At 60.4% G+C, this 18,527-nt stretch carries 27 protein-coding genes; all 27 read left to right on the forward strand.

Annotated features, from left to right (window positions below):
* Window positions 1-24: 24 nt before the first annotated feature.
* Window positions 25-4,275 carry a DNA-directed RNA polymerase subunit beta' gene (gene rpoC, locus Asbog_RS03585; RefSeq protein WP_023979008.1) on the forward strand — a complete coding sequence of 1,417 codons (4,251 nt, stop codon included), beginning with the start codon at window positions 25-27 and terminating at the stop codon, window positions 4,273-4,275.
* A 366-nt stretch (window positions 4,276-4,641) separates the two neighbouring features.
* A complete protein-coding gene (gene rpsL, locus Asbog_RS03590; protein ID WP_023979007.1) occupies window positions 4,642-5,013 on the forward strand; it encodes a 30S ribosomal protein S12 in 372 nt (123 codons plus the stop codon).
* A 14-nt stretch (window positions 5,014-5,027) separates the two neighbouring features.
* Complete coding sequence (gene rpsG, locus Asbog_RS03595; protein WP_023979006.1) at window positions 5,028-5,504, forward strand: 30S ribosomal protein S7; 477 nt, start codon at window positions 5,028-5,030, stop codon at window positions 5,502-5,504.
* A 105-nt stretch (window positions 5,505-5,609) separates the two neighbouring features.
* Window positions 5,610-6,800 (forward strand): elongation factor Tu, encoded by a 1,191-nt coding sequence (gene tuf / locus Asbog_RS03600; protein ID WP_023979005.1) that lies wholly within the window; start codon window positions 5,610-5,612, stop codon window positions 6,798-6,800.
* 123 nt (window positions 6,801-6,923) lie between these two features.
* Window positions 6,924-7,232, forward strand: coding sequence for a 30S ribosomal protein S10 (rpsJ, locus tag Asbog_RS03605; RefSeq protein WP_007282720.1), 309 nt, complete (start codon window positions 6,924-6,926; stop codon window positions 7,230-7,232).
* 10 nt (window positions 7,233-7,242) lie between these two features.
* A complete protein-coding gene (rplC, locus tag Asbog_RS03610) occupies window positions 7,243-7,926 on the forward strand; it encodes a 50S ribosomal protein L3 (protein ID WP_023979004.1) in 684 nt (227 codons plus the stop codon).
* Window positions 7,927-7,938: 12 nt separating this feature from the next.
* Window positions 7,939-8,553: a 50S ribosomal protein L4 gene (gene rplD, locus Asbog_RS03615; protein ID WP_062164120.1), complete on the forward strand. Its 615-nt coding sequence runs from the start codon at window positions 7,939-7,941 to the stop codon at window positions 8,551-8,553.
* A 41-nt stretch (window positions 8,554-8,594) separates the two neighbouring features.
* Window positions 8,595-8,891, forward strand: coding sequence for a 50S ribosomal protein L23 (locus Asbog_RS03620; protein WP_171840724.1), 297 nt, complete (start codon window positions 8,595-8,597; stop codon window positions 8,889-8,891).
* A 16-nt stretch (window positions 8,892-8,907) separates the two neighbouring features.
* The gene (gene rplB / locus Asbog_RS03625; protein WP_023979001.1) at window positions 8,908-9,738 is read left to right on the forward strand and encodes a 50S ribosomal protein L2; all 831 of its coding nucleotides are present in this window, start codon (window positions 8,908-8,910) and stop codon (window positions 9,736-9,738) included.
* Window positions 9,739-9,755: 17 nt separating this feature from the next.
* Window positions 9,756-10,034 carry a 30S ribosomal protein S19 gene (gene rpsS / locus Asbog_RS03630; protein WP_023979000.1) on the forward strand — a complete coding sequence of 93 codons (279 nt, stop codon included), beginning with the start codon at window positions 9,756-9,758 and terminating at the stop codon, window positions 10,032-10,034.
* A 2-nt stretch (window positions 10,035-10,036) separates the two neighbouring features.
* On the forward strand, window positions 10,037-10,468 hold the full coding sequence (gene rplV, locus Asbog_RS03635; RefSeq protein WP_023978999.1) for a 50S ribosomal protein L22: 432 nt from the start codon (window positions 10,037-10,039) through the stop codon (window positions 10,466-10,468).
* A 1-nt stretch (window position 10,469) separates the two neighbouring features.
* Window positions 10,470-11,147, forward strand: a complete 678-nt coding sequence (gene rpsC, locus Asbog_RS03640) for a 30S ribosomal protein S3 (RefSeq protein WP_023978998.1) — start codon at window positions 10,470-10,472, stop codon at window positions 11,145-11,147.
* Window positions 11,148-11,194: 47 nt separating this feature from the next.
* Window positions 11,195-11,611, forward strand: coding sequence for a 50S ribosomal protein L16 (gene rplP / locus Asbog_RS03645; RefSeq protein WP_023978997.1), 417 nt, complete (start codon window positions 11,195-11,197; stop codon window positions 11,609-11,611).
* Window positions 11,612-11,613: 2 nt separating this feature from the next.
* On the forward strand, window positions 11,614-11,847 hold the full coding sequence (gene rpmC, locus Asbog_RS03650) for a 50S ribosomal protein L29 (protein WP_023978996.1): 234 nt from the start codon (window positions 11,614-11,616) through the stop codon (window positions 11,845-11,847).
* A 13-nt stretch (window positions 11,848-11,860) separates the two neighbouring features.
* Window positions 11,861-12,142: a 30S ribosomal protein S17 gene (rpsQ, locus tag Asbog_RS03655; RefSeq protein ID WP_023978995.1), complete on the forward strand. Its 282-nt coding sequence runs from the start codon at window positions 11,861-11,863 to the stop codon at window positions 12,140-12,142.
* 14 nt (window positions 12,143-12,156) lie between these two features.
* Complete coding sequence (gene rplN, locus Asbog_RS03660; protein ID WP_023978994.1) at window positions 12,157-12,525, forward strand: 50S ribosomal protein L14; 369 nt, start codon at window positions 12,157-12,159, stop codon at window positions 12,523-12,525.
* A complete protein-coding gene (rplX, locus tag Asbog_RS03665; RefSeq protein ID WP_025840917.1) occupies window positions 12,525-12,845 on the forward strand; it encodes a 50S ribosomal protein L24 in 321 nt (106 codons plus the stop codon). The genes rplN and rplX overlap by 1 nt, the downstream gene beginning before the upstream one ends.
* A gap of 10 nt (window positions 12,846-12,855) precedes the next feature.
* Window positions 12,856-13,422: a 50S ribosomal protein L5 gene (gene rplE / locus Asbog_RS03670; protein ID WP_023978992.1), complete on the forward strand. Its 567-nt coding sequence runs from the start codon at window positions 12,856-12,858 to the stop codon at window positions 13,420-13,422.
* 115 nt (window positions 13,423-13,537) lie between these two features.
* A complete protein-coding gene (gene rpsN / locus Asbog_RS03675) occupies window positions 13,538-13,843 on the forward strand; it encodes a 30S ribosomal protein S14 (RefSeq protein ID WP_023978991.1) in 306 nt (101 codons plus the stop codon).
* A gap of 11 nt (window positions 13,844-13,854) precedes the next feature.
* Window positions 13,855-14,253, forward strand: a complete 399-nt coding sequence (gene rpsH / locus Asbog_RS03680) for a 30S ribosomal protein S8 (RefSeq protein WP_023978990.1) — start codon at window positions 13,855-13,857, stop codon at window positions 14,251-14,253.
* A 10-nt stretch (window positions 14,254-14,263) separates the two neighbouring features.
* On the forward strand, window positions 14,264-14,800 hold the full coding sequence (rplF, locus tag Asbog_RS03685; RefSeq protein WP_023978989.1) for a 50S ribosomal protein L6: 537 nt from the start codon (window positions 14,264-14,266) through the stop codon (window positions 14,798-14,800).
* Window positions 14,800-15,162, forward strand: a complete 363-nt coding sequence (gene rplR / locus Asbog_RS03690) for a 50S ribosomal protein L18 (RefSeq protein WP_023978988.1) — start codon at window positions 14,800-14,802, stop codon at window positions 15,160-15,162. Before rplF ends, rplR begins: the two co-directional genes overlap by 1 nt.
* A gap of 13 nt (window positions 15,163-15,175) precedes the next feature.
* Complete coding sequence (gene rpsE / locus Asbog_RS03695; protein ID WP_023978987.1) at window positions 15,176-15,757, forward strand: 30S ribosomal protein S5; 582 nt, start codon at window positions 15,176-15,178, stop codon at window positions 15,755-15,757.
* On the forward strand, window positions 15,750-15,935 hold the full coding sequence (rpmD, locus tag Asbog_RS03700; protein WP_062164121.1) for a 50S ribosomal protein L30: 186 nt from the start codon (window positions 15,750-15,752) through the stop codon (window positions 15,933-15,935). Before rpsE ends, rpmD begins: the two co-directional genes overlap by 8 nt.
* Window position 15,936: 1 nt before the next feature.
* Window positions 15,937-16,422, forward strand: coding sequence for a 50S ribosomal protein L15 (gene rplO / locus Asbog_RS03705; protein ID WP_023978985.1), 486 nt, complete (start codon window positions 15,937-15,939; stop codon window positions 16,420-16,422).
* Between the two features lie 107 nt (window positions 16,423-16,529).
* Entirely contained in the window at window positions 16,530-17,909 is a 1,380-nt protein-coding gene (gene secY, locus Asbog_RS03710; RefSeq protein ID WP_023978984.1) for a preprotein translocase subunit SecY, read from the forward strand.
* Entirely contained in the window at window positions 17,906-18,481 is a 576-nt protein-coding gene (locus Asbog_RS03715) for an adenylate kinase (RefSeq protein ID WP_062164122.1), read from the forward strand. Before secY ends, Asbog_RS03715 begins: the two co-directional genes overlap by 4 nt.
* Window positions 18,482-18,527: the final 46 nt, after the last annotated feature.

The following is an 18,527-nucleotide window of genomic DNA, read 5'->3' on the forward strand; positions in this document are numbered from 1 at the left end:
CTCCGTGAAATGGGATTTCGGCGCATGAACGAACTCATGAAGATCCTTGGTCAGACGGGCCAGACCCAGTCTTTCGACCAGATCAAAATCCAGCTCGCTTCATCCGAGCAGATCCGCTCCTGGTCTTACGGCGAGATCAAGAAGCCGGAGACCATCAACTACCGTACGTTCAAGCCCGAGCGCGACGGCCTGTTCTGTGCGCGTATCTTTGGCCCGATCAAGGACTATGAGTGCCTGTGCGGCAAGTACAAGCGCATGAAGTTCCGCGGCATCGTGTGCGAAAAGTGCGGTGTGGAAGTCACGCTCGCCAAGGTTCGCCGCGAGCGCATGGGCCATATCGAACTGGCATCGCCGGTTGCGCATATCTGGTTCCTGAAGTCGCTGCCGAGCCGCATTGCGACGATGATCGACATCACGCTGAAGGACCTCGAAAAGGTTCTGTATTTCGAGAGCTATATCGTTCTCGAATCCGGCACGAGCCCGTTCAAGCGCTATTCGCTGCTGTCGGAAGACCAGTATTTCGACGCGATGGACGACTATGCTGATGAAGGCCTAGAAGTCGGTATCGGCGCCGAAGCGGTCAAGAAGATCCTGTGGAAGGCCCGTCTGCTTTCCACTGAAACCGATCGTCCGGGCCTGATCGACCGTGACGGTCGCGATCAGGACAAGTCTGACGGCGATCTGCTGCGTGAAGACCTGCGTGAAGCCACGTCGGAAGCCAAGCGCAAGAAGCTCGTCAAGCGCCTGAAGCTGTTCGAAGCCTTCGCCGAGAGCGGTTCACGCCCGGAATGGATGATTCTCGACCTCGTCCCGGTCATTCCGCCCGAGCTGCGCCCGCTTGTGCCGCTGGACGGCGGTCGTTTCGCGACGTCCGATCTGAACGATCTCTATCGCCGCGTGATCAACCGTAACAACCGACTAAAGCGCCTGATCGAGCTGCGTGCTCCGGACATCATCGTCCGCAACGAAAAGCGCATGCTTCAGGAAGCTGTTGACGCACTGTTCGATAACGGCCGTCGTGGCCGCGCCATCACGGGTGCCAACAAGCGTCCGCTGAAGTCGCTTTCCGACATGCTGAAAGGCAAGCAGGGCCGCTTCCGTCAGAACCTCCTCGGCAAGCGCGTCGACTATTCGGGCCGTTCGGTCATCGTGGTCGGACCCGAGCTGAAGCTGCACCAGTGCGGCCTGCCGAAGAAGATGGCGCTCGAGCTGTTCAAGCCCTTCATCTATAGCAAGCTCGAAAAATACGGTCACGCCACCACCATCAAGGCTGCAAAGCGCATGGTGGAGAAGGAGCGTCCGGAAGTCTGGGACATCCTTGAAGAGGTCATCCGCGAGCATCCCGTGATGCTGAACCGCGCACCGACCCTTCACCGTCTTGGCATCCAGGCTTTCGAGCCCGTGCTGATTGAAGGCAAGGCGATCCAGCTGCACCCGCTGGTCTGTACTGCGTTCAATGCCGACTTCGACGGCGACCAGATGGCTGTTCACGTGCCGCTGTCGCTCGAAGCCCAGCTTGAAGCCCGCGTGCTGATGATGTCGACAAACAACATCCTCAGCCCTGCAAACGGCAAGCCGATCATCGTGCCGTCGCAGGATATCGTGCTTGGCCTGTACTATCTGAGCCTCGAGGTTCCCGAGTATCACACGACGCCGGATCAGGCCGAGTATGATGCACAAGGGCGTCTCGTTAAGGCTGGTCCGTCTGCCTATGCATCGGTGGCCGAGATCGAGCTCGCCATGAACGAGGGCACGCTCAAGCTGCACGACAAGATCCGTCTGCGCATGGATACGCTGGATGCCGACGGCAAGCCCGTTCGTCAGACCATGCTGACCACGCCGGGCCGTGCGCTGATCGCGCAGATCCTGCCGCGCAATGCAGCCATCCCGTTCTCGCTGGTCAACAAGCAGCTGACCAAGAAGAACGTGTCGGATGTGATTGACGCTGTGTACCGTCACTGCGGCCAGAAGGAAGCGGTCATTTTCTGTGACCGTCTCATGGGCCTCGGTTTCCGCCACGCCGCGCGCGCCGGTATCTCCTTCGGCAAGGATGACATGATCATCCCGGTCGAGAAGCAAGAGCTGGTTGAGCGTACGCAGGCCGAGATCAAGGAATTCGAGCAGCAGTATCAGGACGGTCTGATCACGGCAGGCGAGCGCTATAACAAGGTGGTCGATGCCTGGTCGCGTTGCACGGACGAAGTCCAGGCAGCGATGATGAAGGAAATTTCCCGCCAGGTTATCGGCAAGCCGACGAACTCGGTCTGGATGATGAGCCACTCCGGTGCGCGTGGGTCGCCAGCCCAGATGAAGCAGCTTGCCGGTATGCGTGGCCTGATGGCCAAGCCTTCGGGCGAGATCATCGAGCAGCCGATCATCGCGAACTTCAAGGAAGGCCTCTCGGTTCTCGATTACTTCACCTCCACCCACGGTGCCCGTAAGGGTCTTGCGGATACGGCGCTGAAGACGGCGAACTCGGGTTACCTCACGCGTCGTCTCGTCGACGTGGCGCAGGATTGCATCATCGTCGAGAACGATTGCGGCACCGAGCGTGGCCTGACGATCCGTGCGGTCATGGATAGCGGTGAGGTGATCTCCTCGCTTTCCGAGCGTATCCTGGGTCGTACCCTCACGGCTGACGTGACGGATCCGGTGAGCGGTGCGGTTCTCTTCCCGCGCAACACGCTGATCGAGGAAGCCGAGGCAGAGATCATCGAGAAGGCAGGCGTCGAAAGCGTGCTGATCCGTTCGGTGCTGACCTGTGACAGTCGCGTTGGCGTGTGTGGTCACTGCTATGGCCGTGACCTTGCACGCGGTACGCCGGTCAATATCGGTGAGGCCGTGGGCGTTATCGCTGCACAGTCCATCGGTGAGCCCGGCACGCAGCTGACCATGCGTACCTTCCATATCGGTGGTGCGGCTACGCGTGGTGCAGAGCAGTCGATGGTCGAGGCGTCGCGTGACGGCAAGGTGACCATCCGCAACCGCAACGTGGTCCAGAACAGCCAGAACGTCACCATCGTGATGTCGCGTAACTGCGAAATCCTGCTGACGGACGAGAAAGGTGTCGAGCGTGCACGCTACCGCGTGCCTTACGGTGCCCGCCTGATGGTCAATGAGGGCCAGGAAGTAACGCGCGGCCTGAAAATGGCCGAGTGGGACCCCTACACCCTGCCGATCATCACCGAGCAGGCCGGTACGGTCGAATATCTCGACCTGATCGACTCCATCACGCTCGTCGAGCGTATGGACGAAGTGACGGGCCTGACCTCCAAAGTGGTCGTTGACTACAAGCAGGGCAGCAAGGGTGTGGACCTGCGTCCGCGCCTGCAGCTCAAGGATGCGGCGGGCAATGTGGTCCGACTCGCGAACGGCAACGAGGCACGGTACTTCCTGTCGCCCGACTCGCTGCTGTCGATCGAGAATGGCGCCACGGTCCACGCCGGTGACGTGCTGGCCCGTATCCCGCGTGAAGGTTCGAAGACCCGTGACATTACGGGTGGTCTGCCGCGCGTGGCCGAACTGTTCGAAGCCCGTCGCCCGAAGGATCACGCGATCATCGCGGAAACCGAAGGCCGGATCGAGATCGGCAAGGACTATAAGTCCAAGCGCTGCATCATCGTGAAGAACGACGAGACCGGGGAAGAGACCAACTACCTCATTCCCAAGGGCAAGCATGTGTCGGTGCAGGAAGGCGACTTCGTGCAGAAGGGCGATCCGCTGGTCGACGGTCCGCGCGTGCCGCATGACATTCTCAAGGTCATGGGTGTCGAGGCGCTGTCCGATTATCTCGTCAACGAGATCCAGGACGTCTATCGACTGCAGGGCGTGAAGATCAATGACAAGCATATCGAAGTCATTGTTCGTCAGATGCTGCAGAAGGTGGAAATCCTTGAGCCGGGCGATACGACGTATCTGATTGGCGAGACGGTGGACCGCATCGAGTTCGAGGTCGAGAACGAGAAGCGCGTCAAGATGGGTGAGGAGCCTGCACGCGGCATGCCCATCCTGCAGGGCATCACGAAGGCCTCGTTGCAGACGCAGTCGTTCATCTCTGCGGCCTCCTTCCAGGAGACGACACGTGTGCTGACCGAAGCGGCAACAGCCGGCAAGGTCGATACACTGAACGGCCTAAAGGAGAACGTGATTGTCGGGCGTCTGATCCCGGCAGGTACGGGCAGCGTGATGAACAAGCTGCGCGCCATGGCGGCCTCTCAGGATCGTCAGCGTGTCAGCCGGGCAACTCCCGAGGTAACGGACGACGCAGCGGAGTAAGACCCCGCTTCAGCCTTGGAAAAACTAGTTTACGTTTGAGATCGGGCGGGGTAATACCCGCCCGATTTCGTATCCGGCGATTCGAGACGGGAATCGAACGAGAATCGGGCAGAACGCTAGAGTATGCTTGACTTTCATCCGAAACGGTCATAGGGTCCGCGCCCTCGGCTACCCCCGTCTCCTAAGGCGTCTGAGCCGTTGATAGACAGCATCAAACGCTAACGGTGCCGCCGCCTTCGGGTGAGGCTCAGGCCGGTAGTGAAAGAGTCAAAAGCGGGCGGCATTCTGCCGCGCGCTGAATTTTGTTGGAAGCAAGCAGATCGGGCGTCGCTCGGTCTAGCAGTGAGCAAGGATCGGGAAGGGCGTATGCCGACCATCAACCAGTTGATCGCCAAGGGCCGTGAGCCTGCCGCCAAGCGGAATAAAGTGCCGGCCCTCCAGGGTTGCCCCCAGAAGCGCGGCGTTTGCACGCGCGTCTATACGGTTACCCCGAAAAAGCCGAACTCGGCCCTGCGTAAGGTGGCAAAGGTGCGCCTGACCAACGGGTATGAGGTCGTTAGCTACATTCCGGGTGAAGGCCATAACCTGCAGGAACACAGCGTCGTGCTGATCCGCGGCGGCCGTGTAAAAGATTTGCCGGGTGTGCGTTATCACATCCTGCGCGGCGTGCTTGACACGCAGGGCATCGCCAAGCGTCGTCAGCGCCGTTCGCTGTATGGCGCGAAGCGTCCGAAGTAAGAGGAAATTCAGGCATGAGTCGCCGTCATCGCGCTGTAAAGCGTGAGATCCTTCCCGATCCGAAATTCGGAGATGTCGTCATCACGCGTTTTATGAACGCCCTGATGTACGATGGTAAGAAGTCCACAGCCGAGGGTATCGTTTACGGTGCGCTTGAGTCCGTGCGTCGTCGTGGCGGTGCCACGGCCGATCCGGTCGCCATGTTCCATGCGGCTCTGGACAACGTGAAGCCGGCCGTAGAGGTTCGTTCCCGCCGCGTCGGCGGTGCAACCTATCAGGTCCCCGTCGAAGTCCGTGCCGAGCGCCGTCAGGCCCTCGCCATCCGCTGGCTGATCGACGCCTCGCGCAAGCGCGGTGAGAACACGATGCAGGAACGCCTTTCCAACGAGCTGATGGACGCGATCAACAATCGCGGCTCCGCCGTCAAGAAGCGCGAAGACACGCATCGCATGGCTGAAGCAAATAAAGCATTCAGCCACTATCGTTGGTAAGCTTAAAAGGCTAACCGATTTTCCCGGGTGCCTCCTTCAGGGGTGCCTGGTACGAATTAGCAATCTTCCCCGCCGCACCTTCGGCGGTGGGTTATGGAGAGAATGATGGCTAAGGCTAAATTTGAGCGGACGAAGCCGCACTGCAACATCGGCACCATCGGTCACGTTGACCATGGCAAGACCTCACTGACGGCTGCAATCACGAAGACGCTCGCCAAGTCCGGCGGCGCGACCTTCCGTGCGTATGACCAGATCGACGCTGCTCCTGAAGAGCGCGCTCGCGGCATCACGATCTCCACCGCTCACGTTGAGTACGAGACCAAGAACCGTCACTACGCCCACGTCGACTGCCCGGGCCATGCTGACTACGTCAAGAACATGATCACGGGTGCCGCCCAGATGGACGGCGCGATCCTGGTTGTGTCCGCTGCTGACGGCCCGATGCCCCAGACGCGTGAGCACATCCTGCTTGCTCGCCAGGTTGGCGTTCCGGCGCTGGTCGTGTTCCTGAACAAGGTTGACCAGGTTGACGACGCCGAGCTCCTCGAGCTCGTCGAAATGGAAGTCCGTGAGCTTCTGTCGTCCTACCAGTTCCCCGGCGACGATATCCCCATCGTCAAGGGTTCGGCTCTGGTGACGCTTGAAGACGGCGACGCAGCAATCGGTGAAGACCGCGTGCTTGAGCTGATGGAAGCCGTTGACACCTACATCCCGCAGCCGGAGCGTCCGGTTGACCGTCCGTTCCTGATGCCGATCGAAGACGTGTTCTCGATCTCGGGTCGTGGTACGGTTGTCACGGGTCGCGTCGAGCGTGGCGTGGTGAACGTGGGTGACGAAGTCGAAATCGTCGGCCTCAAGGACACCGTCAAGACGACCGTTACGGGCGTCGAGATGTTCCGCAAGCTGCTCGATCGCGGTGAAGCCGGTGACAACATCGGTGCGCTGGTTCGTGGCACGAAGCGTGAAGACGTTGAACGCGGTCAGGTTCTTGCAAAGCCGGGTTCAATCACCCCGCACAAGAAGTTCAAGGCTGAGGCTTACATCCTCACGAAGGAAGAAGGCGGACGTCACACTCCGTTCTTTACAAACTACCGTCCGCAGTTCTATTTCCGCACGACCGACGTCACGGGCGTCGTTCAGCTGCCGGAAGGCACGGAAATGGTCATGCCGGGCGATAACGTTGCCATGGATGTCGAGCTGATTGCTCCGATCGCCATGGACGAAGGTCTCCGCTTCGCTATCCGTGAAGGCGGCCGCACCGTCGGTGCAGGCGTGGTCTCCTCGATCAGCGCCTGATTGTAAGCACGGGCCCTGATTTGGCTGGCCCCGGTCGGAGTAATCCGGCCGGGGTCGGCTTTAGAAGGGACCAGGAGGGAGCAGGGTAAGACCCGAACCCCAACGAGTTGGATTATTGGTAAGATGGACAACCAGAACATCCGCATTCGCCTAAAGGCGTACGATCACCGCGTGCTCGACAACAGCACGAAGGAAATCGTAAACACGGCGAAGCGTACGGGTGCGCGGGTTCGGGGTCCTATCCCGCTACCGACGCATATCGAGCGGTTCACCGTGAACCGTTCCCCACATGTGGACAAGAAAAGCCGCGAGCAGTTCGAAATTCGGACTCATCGCCGCCTGCTCGACATTGTTGAGCCGACACCGCAGACCGTGGACGCCCTCATGAAGCTCGACCTCGCCGCTGGCGTTGATGTCGAGATCAAACTTTAAGGTCCAGACGATGCGTACCGGATTGATCGCAAAAAAGCTGGGTATGACCCGGCTATTCAAGGAAGATGGCACACATGTGCCGGTCACAGTGCTGCATCTCGACGAGGTCGAGGTTGTGGACGCCCGCACGCAGGAGCGTGATGGCTACACGGCAGTGCAGATCGGCATGAGCAAGGCAAAGGTGAAGAACGTCACCAAGCCGATGCGTGGCCATTATGCTCGCACCAAGGTGGAGCCGAAGAAGACTCTTGTCGAGTTTCGCGTGGCAGAAGATGCCGTGCTTGAGGCTGGCACGAAGCTCTCTGCGGCCCATTTCGTCGTTGGCCAGAAGGTCGACGTCACCGGCACCAGCAAGGGCAAAGGCTTCGCCGGCGTCATGAAGCGCTGGAACTTCGCTGGTCTTGAAGCCTCCCACGGCGTGTCCATCAGCCATCGTTCGCATGGTTCGACGGGTCAGCGCCAGGATCCGGGCAAGGTCTTCAAGGGCAAGAAAATGGCCGGTCACATGGGTGACGAGCGCATCACGACGCTTAATCTCGAAGTGGCAGCCGTCGACGCCGAACGCAACCTGATCATGGTTCGTGGTTCGATTCCGGGTGCCAAGAATGGCCTGGTGATGATCCGCGATGCGATCAAGAAGGCCCGCCATGCAGATGCGCCGTACCCGGCAGCGACTGCGGCGGCCGCCGGTTAAGGACTGAGGGCGATGGAATACGATATCAAAACCCTCGATAATGGCAGCGCCGGAACGGTGACCCTGCCAGAGGAACTGTTCGGTGCGACCCCGCGCGCGGACATCATGGCACGTGTTGTCCACTGGCAGCTGGCCAAGCGCCGCGCCGGTACGCACCGCACCAAGGGCATGGGCGAGATTTCTGGCACGACCAAGAAGCCGTACCGCCAGAAGGGCACAGGCTCGGCACGTCAGGGCTCGCTGCGCGCACCGCAGTTCCGCACTGGTGGCGTCGTTCATGGTCCGGTCGTTCGCGACCACGGCTATGGCCTGCCTAAGAAGGTGCGTCGCCTCGGCCTGATTTCTGCGCTGTCGCAGAAGGCTGCCGCTGGCAAGCTGATCGTCATCGACCAGGCCGCTGGTGTGACCAAGACCCGTGAAGCCGCTGCAAAGCTGGCTGCTCTCGGCTGGTCCTCCGCCCTGATCGTCGACGGTGCCGTTGATGTGGCTTTCGGTCGCGCTGTGCGCAACCTGCCCAAGATCGACGTGCTGCCCACGATCGGCGCCAACGTCTATGACATTCTGAACCACGATGTTCTCGTGCTGACGCGCGCAGGGCTCGAGGGTCTCAAGGAGCGCCTGGCATGACCACGGGCATCGTTCTTGCGCGCCGCACAAAGGCGCAGCGCATGACGCGTGAAGCGATGTTTGACATCGTTCGCGCGCCGCTCATCACTGAGAAGGCGACGGCCCTCTCCGAACGTAACCAGGTTGTTTTCCGCGTGGCGATGACCGCCGCGAAGCCGGAAATCAAGGTTGCGGTCGAGACGCTTTTCGGCGTCAAGGTCGTCTCCGTGAACACGCTGGTGCAGAAGGGCAAGACCAAGATGGTCAAGGGCCGTCCTGGTCGCCGTTCGGACATCAAGAAGGCGTATGTTCAGCTTGCGGAAGGTCAGTCCATTGACCTCACCGCGAAGCTGGGCTGACGCGGGATAGGATACCATGGCACTCAAGCACTTTAATCCCACGACGCCGAGCACACGTGGCACGGTACTGATCGACCGCAGCGAGCTCTTCAAGGGCAAGCCGGTCAAGCAGCTGACCGAAGGCAAGAACAAGACGGGCGGCCGCAACAACCACGGCCGTACCACGTCGCGTTTCCGTGGCGGCGGGCACAAGCAGTCCTACCGCTATGTCGACTTCAAGCGTCGCAAGTTCGATGTTGCCGGTACGGTCGAGCGTCTGGAATATGACCCGAACCGCACTGCCTTCATCGCGCTGATCAAGTACGAAGACGGCGAGCTGGCCTACATCCTGGCACCGCAGCGCGTTAAGGTTGGCGATCAGGTTATCGCTGGCGAACGCACCGACGTGAAGCCGGGCAATGCCATGCCGCTGGGCTCGATGCCTGTCGGTACGATCGTGCACAACATCGAGCTGAAGCCCGGTGCAGGCGGCAAGATCGCCCGTTCGGCTGGCACATATTGCCAGCTGGTTGGCAAGGATGCTGGCTACGCCCAGATCAAGCTGCAGTCCGGTGAGCTCCGTCTCGTTCGTGGCGAATGCATGGCCACTGTTGGCGCGGTGTCGAACCCCGACAACATGAACCAGCATCTCGGCAAAGCCGGTCGTAACCGTTGGCTCGGCCGTCGTCCGCATAACCGCGGCGTCGTCATGAACCCGGTCGACCATCCGCATGGTGGTGGTGAAGGTCGTACCTCTGGTGGCCGTCATCCGGTTACGCCGTGGGGCAAGCCGACCAAGGGCTACAAGACTCGTGTTAACAAGAAGACGGACAGCCTGATCATCCGTCGCCGCAAGACCGGCAAGTAAGAAGGGGGCAAACAGAGATGGCACGTTCCGTCTGGAAGGGCCCGTTCGTTGACGGGTACTTGTTCGGCAAGGCTGAAGCGTCGCGCGCTTCGGGTCGTAATGAGGTGATCAAGATCTGGTCGCGTCGTTCCACCATCCTGCCGCAGTTCGTCGGACTCACGTTCGGCGTTTATAATGGCCACAAGTTCCTGCCGGTGCAGGTGACGGAAAACATGGTCGGGCACAAGTTCGGTGAGTTCTCGCCGACACGCACGTTCCCCGGTCATGCTTCCGACAAGAAGTCGAAGCGGGGCTGATCATGAGCAAGCCGAAGCACATTCGCACACTCGCTGATACGGAAGCGCAGGCTGTCGCCCGCAACATCCGCGTCAGCCCGCGCAAGCTGAACCTGGTTGCGGCGATGATCCGCAACCAGCCGGCAGACAAGGCAATCGCAGCGCTGACGTTCTCGCGTCGCCGTATCGCTCAGCAGGTTCGCAAGACCCTCGAGAGCGCCGTGGCCAATGCAGAGAACAATCATCAGCTCGATGTCGATCAGCTCGTGGTCAAGACCGCAGAAGTTGGCAAGTCGATCGTCATGAAGCGTTTCCACGCTCGTGGCCGTGGTCGTTCCTCGCGCATCGAGAAGTTCTTCAGCCACCTGAAGATCGTCGTTGCCGAGCGCGCTGCAGACGAAGCGCCTGCGCCGAAGGGCAAGGGCAAGGACGCAGCAGAGCAGAAGGCAGCCTGATATGGGACACAAAGTCAATCCGATCGGGCTCCGGCTCGGCGTAAACCGCACCTGGGATAGCCGCTGGTACGCCGGCAATGACTATTCCCGTCTGCTGCATGAAGACCTGATGCTGCGCGCTTACCTGCGTCGCAAGCTCTCGGGTGCAGGCGTTTCCCGCGTTGTGATCGAGCGTCCGGCCAAGAAGCCGCGCGTCACGATCTATGCAGCGCGTCCGGGCGTCGTCATCGGCAAGAAGGGTCAGGACATCGACGCTCTTCGCAAGGATCTGAGCCGCCTGGCAAAGACCGACGTTGCGCTGAACATCGTCGAGATCCGCAAGCCCGAAATCGACGCAACCCTGGTTGCCGAGAATATTGCACAGCAGCTGGAGCGCCGCGTGGCCTTCCGTCGTGCGATGAAGCGTGCGGTTCAGTCTGCCATGCGTCTTGGCGCGCAGGGTATCCGAATCAACTGCTCCGGCCGTCTCGGTGGTGCGGAAATCGCTCGTATCGAGTGGTATCGCGAAGGTCGCGTGCCACTTCACACGTTGCGCGCCGACATCGATTACGGTATCGCCACTGCCAAGACGACCTATGGTACGTGCGGTGTGAAAGTCTGGATCTTCAAGGGTGAAATCCTTGCCCATGATCCGATGGCTCAGGACCGTCGTGCAGCGGAACAAGCGCCGCAGCGCTGAGCAGTAGATTATGACAAGCGCCGCGAGGCGCATGAGGATACGACACCATGCTTTCCCCGAAGCGGACTAAGTTTCGCAAGGCCCACAAGGGCCGCATTCATGGGTTGGCCAAGGGCGGAACGACGTTGAATTTCGGCGCGTTCGGTCTTAAGGCTCTTGAACCCGAACGTATCACCGCACGCCAGATCGAGGCGTCGCGTCGTGCGATCACTCGTGCGATGAAGCGTGCCGGTCGCGTGTGGATTCGGATTTTCCCGGATCTCCCGGTTTCCACGAAGCCTGCTGAAGTCCGCATGGGCTCCGGCAAGGGCTCGCCCGAGTTCTGGGTGGCCCGCGTGAAGCCCGGCCGCGTGCTGTTTGAAATCGAAGGCGTGCCGCCTGAAGTGGCACGTGAGGCCCTGGCTCTTGGCGCAGCGAAGCTGCCGATCAAGACCAAGTTCATCACCCGTATCGGGGAGGCATAAGAATGGCTGACGCTTACAAGGTAGCCGATCTTCGCGCCAAGTCCCCTGATGAACTGCAGGCCCTTCTTCTGGACCTGAAGCGTGAGCAGCTGAACCTCCGGTTCCAGGCTGCCACGGGCCAGTCAGAGGGAGTCGGACGCGTTCGCGTTCTCCGTCGTGCGATTGCTCGCATCAAGACGGTGGCGCATCAATCGAAGAACAAGGCGGGCGCAAAAACGTCCGCCGCAGAGTCCTGAGAGGAGACGGACGATGCCAAGGCGCGTCCTGACAGGGCGAGTGACGAGCGACAAGATGGACAAGACGGTTACCGTTCTTGTTGATCGTCGTATCATGCACCCGCTCTATAAGAAGTTCATTCGTCGTTCCAAGAAGTACGCGGCGCATGACGAGCTGAACGAGTGCAAGATCGGAGACACGGTGCGCATCGAAGAATGCGCTCCGATTTCCAAGCGCAAGACCTGGACGGTGATTACCCGCAACGGTGCGGCCCTTGAGGCAGCAGCTGCGGCACCGGCTCAGGCGTCAGCGTAAGAGGGGACTGAGAAATGATCCATCCCGAGACCAATCTGGACGTCGCCGATAATTCCGGCGCACGTCAGGTGCAGTGCATCAAGGTGCTGGGCGGCTCCAAGCGGAAAACCGCCTCGGTCGGCGACGTGATCGTCGTGTCCGTCAAGGAAGCGATTCCCCGCGGCAAGGTGAAGAAGGGTGACGTGCATCAGGCCGTCATCGTTCGCACGTCCTACCCCGTTCGTCGTGCTGACGGCAGCGCCATCCGCTTCGATAAGAATGCGGCTGTGCTGATCAACAAGTCGATGGAACCGATCGGCACGCGTATCTTTGGCCCGGTGGTTCGTGAGCTGCGTGCGCGCAAGTTCATGAAGATCATCTCCCTGGCTCCGGAGGTGCTATAATGGCTGCTCGTATCAAGAAGGGTGACCAGGTTCTGGTCCTCTCCGGCTCGTCGCGCGGCACGCGTGGCGAAGTCCTGGCCGTTCTGCCGAAGGTCGAAAAGGCCATCGTGCGTGGCGTTGCCGTGGCTAAGCGTCACCAGAAGCCGACCCGCATGAACCAGGAAGGCGGTATCATCGCCAAGGAAATGCCGGTTCATCTGTCCAACCTGAAGCTCGTCGATCCGAAGAGCGGCAAGCCGACTCGCGTCGGTTTCCGTCAGCTTGAGGATGGACGCAAGGTTCGTGTCGCCAAGGTGACCGGCGAAGTGATCGAAGGCTAAGGGGGCGACAATGAGCGAGACTATTACCCGCATCCAGCCGCGCCTGCAGCAGCGTTACAACGACGTTCTCCGTGACAAGCTGCGTGAGCAGTTTGGCTACAAGAACGCCATGCAGGTTCCCAAGCTGGAAAAGATCGTGCTGAACATGGGCGTGGGCGAAGCCGCCGGCGACCAGAAGAAGCTCGATGCCGCCGTTGCCGAAATGGCAGCCATCTCCGGTCAGAAGCCCGTCAAGACGGTTGCTCGCAAGGCAATCGCAGGCTTCAAGATCCGTGAAGGCCTGCCGATCGGCTGCAAGGTGACCCTGCGTCGCGCACGCATGTACGAATTCCTCGATCGTCTCGTGACGATCGCGATGCCGCGCATTCGTGACTTCCGCGGTCTGCCCCCCAACAAGGGCTTTGACGGTCGTGGCAACTTCGCCATGGGCATCAAGGAGCAGATCGTGTTCCCGGAAATCGACTACGACAAGATCGACTCCGTACGCGGCATGGACATCATCTTCGTCACCACGGCGAAGAGCGATGAAGAGGCAAAAGCGCTGCTCAAGGCGTTCGATCTGCCCTTCACTGCCTGATTTATCGGGTTGAGCCGGGTTTTTTCCTTTTCAAAGGAAGCCCGGCTCCCTATATACACACGCTGTTTGGAAAACCGTTGGGATTGGCCCGACAGGTTCCGGGAGAAGATTTAGCATGGCAAAAATCTCCGCCGTGAACCGCAACGCCAAGCGCGCCTACATGGCGACGCGCGATAAGGCGAAGCGGACCGCGTTGAAAGATATCATCAAGGACCGGAGCCTTCCGGTAGAGGAGCGTTTCGACGCAACCCTGAAGCTGGCAGAAATGCCGCGCAACGGGTCGCGCGTTCGTTTCCGTCTGCGCTGCAAGGTTTCGGGACGTCCCCGCGCGAACTATCGCAAGTTCGAGCTGAGCCGTATCGCCCTGCGCGACCTGGCCTCCACCGGCCAGATCCCCGGTATGGTCAAGTCGAGCTGGTAAGGTAGAAGCGAATGTCCCTGTCCGATCCGTTGGGTGATATGCTCACCCGCATTCGCAATGCCCAGCGTGCACGTCACGCGGCTTGCATCGCACCGGCTTCCAAGCTGCGTGCGAACGTTCTGGAAGCGCTGCGTCGCGAAGGTTACATCCGTGGCTACACCACGGAAGAACTGCGCGCCGGCGTCTCCCAGCTGCGCATCGAGCTGAAATATGCAGACGGCCAGCCCGTGATCAAGGAAATCCACCGCGTGTCCAAGCCGGGCCGTCGCGTGTATTCCAAGATCAAGGAACTGCCGCGCGTGTATGCCGGTCTCGGCGTGTCGATCCTGTCCACCCCGCGCGGTATCCTTTCGGATATCGAGGCTCGCGCCGCGAATGTCGGTGGCGAAGTCCTCTGCCGCGTCTTCTGAGGAGGATCACATGTCACGAGTAGGCAAGTATCCGGTCGTCATTCCTGCTGGCGTGGACGTTTCCATTGCCGATGGGTCCCTGACTGCCAAGGGCAAGCGCGGTTCGCTGAGCATGCCTCTGACCCGCTTCGTTCAGGCGAAGGTGGAAGACGGCAAGGTTTCGATCCTTCCGGTGGGTAACCGTTCGCGTGAGACCTGGACGATGTGGGGCACAACCCGCGCCATCGTCGCCAACCTGGTCAAGGGCGTTTCCGAAGGTTTCAGCAAGACGCTCGAAATCACCGGTACGGGTTTCCGCGCCAGCGTGCAGGGTTCGAACCTGGTGATGAACCTGGGTTATTCCCACGACGTCGTCTATCCGATCCCCGCCGACGTGAAGATCACCACGCCTCGTCCCACGGCCATCACGGTCGAAGGAAACGACAAGCAGCGTGTTGGTCAGGTTGCGCTCGACATCCGTAACTTCCGCAAGCCGGAACCCTATAAGGGCAAGGGCGTGCGTTACGAGACCGAAGTTCTCCGTCGTAAGGAAGGCAAGAAGAAATAATGGCTACGCAGCATGGATTGCAGGAACGGCGCCGTCAGCGGCTTCGCTTCCAGCTTCGCCGCAAGAGCGGTGGCCGGCCGCGTCTGTCGGTCTTCCGTTCTGGCAAGAACATCTACGCACAGGTGATCGACGACGCCCAGGGCGTTACCCTCGCCAGCGCTTCCACCCTCGAGAAGACTCTTCGCGAGTCCGGCAAGACGGGTGCAAATGTCGATGCGGCTTCGGTTGTCGGCAAGCTGGTTGCAGAGCGCGCTCTGGCCGCTGGCGTGACGGCGGTCGTGTTCGATCGCGGTGCGTATCTCTATCATGGTCGCGTCAAGGCGCTGGCCGAAGCTGCCCGCGAGGGCGGCCTTTCGTTCTAAGGAAGGATCACACATGGCACGTGAGCCAAGAGAAGGCGGCCGTGGTGGTCGCGAGCGGGAACGCGAAGGCGACGATCTGGTCGACAAGCTGGTAACGATCAACCGCGTGGCCAAAGTGGTCAAGGGTGGACGTCGCTTCGCTTTTGCTGCCCTGGTTGTCGTTGGTGACCAGAAGGGTCGCGTCGGGTACGGTGCGGGCAAGGCCCGTGAAGTGCCGGAAGCAATCCGCAAGGCCACCGAGCGCGCCAAGCGCACGATGATCCGCGTTCCGATGAAGGAAGGCCGCACGCTGCATCACGATTCCTACGGGCATTTTGGTGCTGGCAAGGTCGTGGTTCGTGCAGCTGAAGCCGGTACCGGCATCATCGCAGGCGGCCCGATGCGCGCCGTTTTCGAATCGCTGGGCGTGAATGACGTCGTTGCGAAGTCCCTCGGGACCCGTAACCCGCACAACATGGTCAAGGCGACCTTTGCCGCTCTCGAGCGTTGCAGCAGCCCCCGCGCCGTCGCAAGCCGCCGTGGCAAAAAGGCCTCTGAGCTGTTTGCAAAGCGTGATGCATCGTCTGACGAGGCAGTGGAGGCGACCAATGGCTGAGAACAAGGCTGTTCGCGTCAAGCAGATCGCTTCGGCTATCGGGCGCAAGCCCGGCCAGGCTGAGACCCTCGTGGGTCTGGGCCTGCGCGGCATCGGCAGTGTTCGTGAACTGGAGGATACGCCTTCGGTTCGCGGCATGATCCGCAAGGTTGCCCACCTCATCCAGGTGGAGGGTTGATATGAACCTTAATGAACTGCGCGATAACGCCGGTGCGCGTTACCGCAAGAAGCGTCTGGGCCGTGGTATCGGCTCGGGCAAAGGCAAGACCTCCGGTCGCGGCGTCAAGGGTCAGAAGGCCCGTGAAGGCGTCTCGCTGAACGGCTTCGAGGGTGGTCAGCTTCCGCTGTACCGTCGTATGCCGAAGCGCGGGTTCAAGAACATCTTCCGCAAGGAATTTGCTCCTGTGAACCTGGGCGCGATCGACCGTGCACTGGCTGATGGCAAGCTTCAGGCAGACGCGACGATCACGGAAGAGGCTCTGCGCGCCGCTGGTCTGGTGGGCACTGGCAAGTATGCCGGTATCCGCCTGCTGGCAAAGGGCGAGCTGACCCGCGCCGTGACCGTTGAAGTTTCCGGCGCTTCGGCAACCGCGATTGCGGCTGTCGAGAAGGCTGGTGGCTCTGTCAAGGTTGCCGCCAAGGCTGAAGCTCCGGCAGAAGCCTGATCGCCCGAAACGCTCATCGCGCAGCTTTTCGTGCGCGACGAACGACGGTAATCCTGAACAGCGTCCCGCGCCTGCGGCGACGCTGTTTTTGTTGAAAGGACCGGTGGATGGCCTCCGCAGCCGAGCAGCTTGCCGCCAATCTCAATCTGAGTTCGTTCTCCAAGGCGACCGAACTCAAAAAGCGCATCTGGTTCACCCTGGGCGCGCTCATCATCTATCGTCTGGGAACCTACATCCCGGTTCCTGGCGTCGATGCGACCGTGATGGGTCAGCTCCTGAACCAGAATCAGGGCGGCATCATCGGCATGTTTGACATGTTCACCGGTGGTGCGCTTGGGCGTATGACTGTGTTCGCCCTGAACATCATGCCTTACATCAGCGCGTCGATCATCGTGCAGTTGCTTTCGACGGCGCTGCCTTCGCTTGAGGCACTCAAGAAAGAGGGTGATCAGGGCCGCAAGAAGCTTAACGCCTACACGCGTTACCTGACTGTGCTGATCGCCCTGTTCCAGGCCTATGGCATCGCCATGGGGCTCGAGCACATGACCAGCAAGACCGGTGCTCTGGCTGTTGTGGCGCCCGGTCCGTTCTTCATCCTGTCGTGCGTGGTGACGCTTGTTGGCGGAACCATGTTCCTGATGTGGCTGGGTGAGCAGATTACGTCGCGTGGTGTGGGTAACGGCATCTCACTGATCATCTTTGCTGGTATTGTCGCCAACCTGCCTCACGCGCTCGCCAGCCTGTTCCAGCTTGGCTACACGGGCGCGCTCTCGCCGTTCTTCGTGTTGCTGTTCCTGGTGCTTGCCGGGGCGACCATTGCGTTCATCGTGTTCATGGAGCAGGCGCAGCGCCGGGTAGTCATCCAGTATCCCAAGCGTCAGGTCGGCAGTCGCATGTTCGGTGGCGATTCCTCGCACATGCCGCTCAAGGTCAATACGGCTGGCGTGATTCCGCCCATTTTCGCTTCCTCCGTTCTACTGATCCCTGTGACGATTGCGGGCTTCATGAACGGCAAGGGGCTTCCGGGCTGGCTTAACACCCTTGGTCAGGAACTGGGGCAGGGGCAGCCGCTCTACATGCTGTTCTATGCAGCAATGATCCTGTTTTTTTCGTATTTCTATGCTGCGGTTACTTTCAACCCTGAAGAGACTGCCGAGAATCTGCGTAAGCAGGGTGGCTTCGTTCCGGGTATTCGGCCCGGCTCGAACACGGCGCGTTATTTCGACCGTATCCTCTCACGCCTCACGACCATCGGCGCGCTCTACCTCGTTGCGGTCTGCTTGCTGCCTCAGATTCTGATCAGCCGCTACAACGTGCCGTTCTACTTCGGTGGTACGAGTCTGATCATCATCGTGTCGGTCACGATCGACACGATGACTCAGGTACAGTCACATTTGGTGGCTCATCGCTATCAGGGCCTTATCCGCAAGCAGCGTGGTCGTGGGAACGGCAAGGCTGAGGCTGGCAGGGGAGTGCGCCGTCGATGAACATTATCCTTCTTGGCCCGCCTGGTGCGGGCAAGGGAACGCAGGCCCAGCGTCTTGAGCAGGAATACGGCCTGAAGCAGATCTCGACGGGCGATATGCTGCGCGCCGAGATGGCCGCAGGAACGCCGCTAGGTCTCAATGTGAAGTCGATCGTCGAGTCCGGGCAGTTTGTGCCGGACCCGGTGATGATCGACCTGATCAAGAGCCGCACCCTGCAGGCTGATTGCGCGAACGGGTTCATCCTCGATGGATTCCCGCGCACTGAAAGCCAGGCGGAGGCGCTGGACGCGATGCTGGCCTCGCGCGACATGAGAATCGATGCGGTGCTGCTGCTCGAAGTCGATGCCGAGCAGATCGTGGCCCGGTTGGCTGAGCGGTGTGCACCGGATGGCTCACGACGTGCCGATGATGAACCTGACACGGTTCGTCGTCGTATACAGGTCTATCGTGACCAGACGGCGCCCATTCTGCCCTATTATGAGAATGCGGGGCGCCTGCGCCGTATCGATGGTATGCAGAATGTCGAGACGGTGCATCAGGCTATCGTCGCGGTCCTTGGGCTTACAAAATAAGTCGGATGAGGCCGATCACGCAAAAGTGAACGGTTTTATTTGACTC

Source organism: Asaia bogorensis NBRC 16594, assembly GCF_001547995.1.
In the GTDB taxonomy this organism is placed as follows: domain Bacteria; phylum Pseudomonadota; class Alphaproteobacteria; order Acetobacterales; family Acetobacteraceae; genus Asaia; species Asaia bogorensis.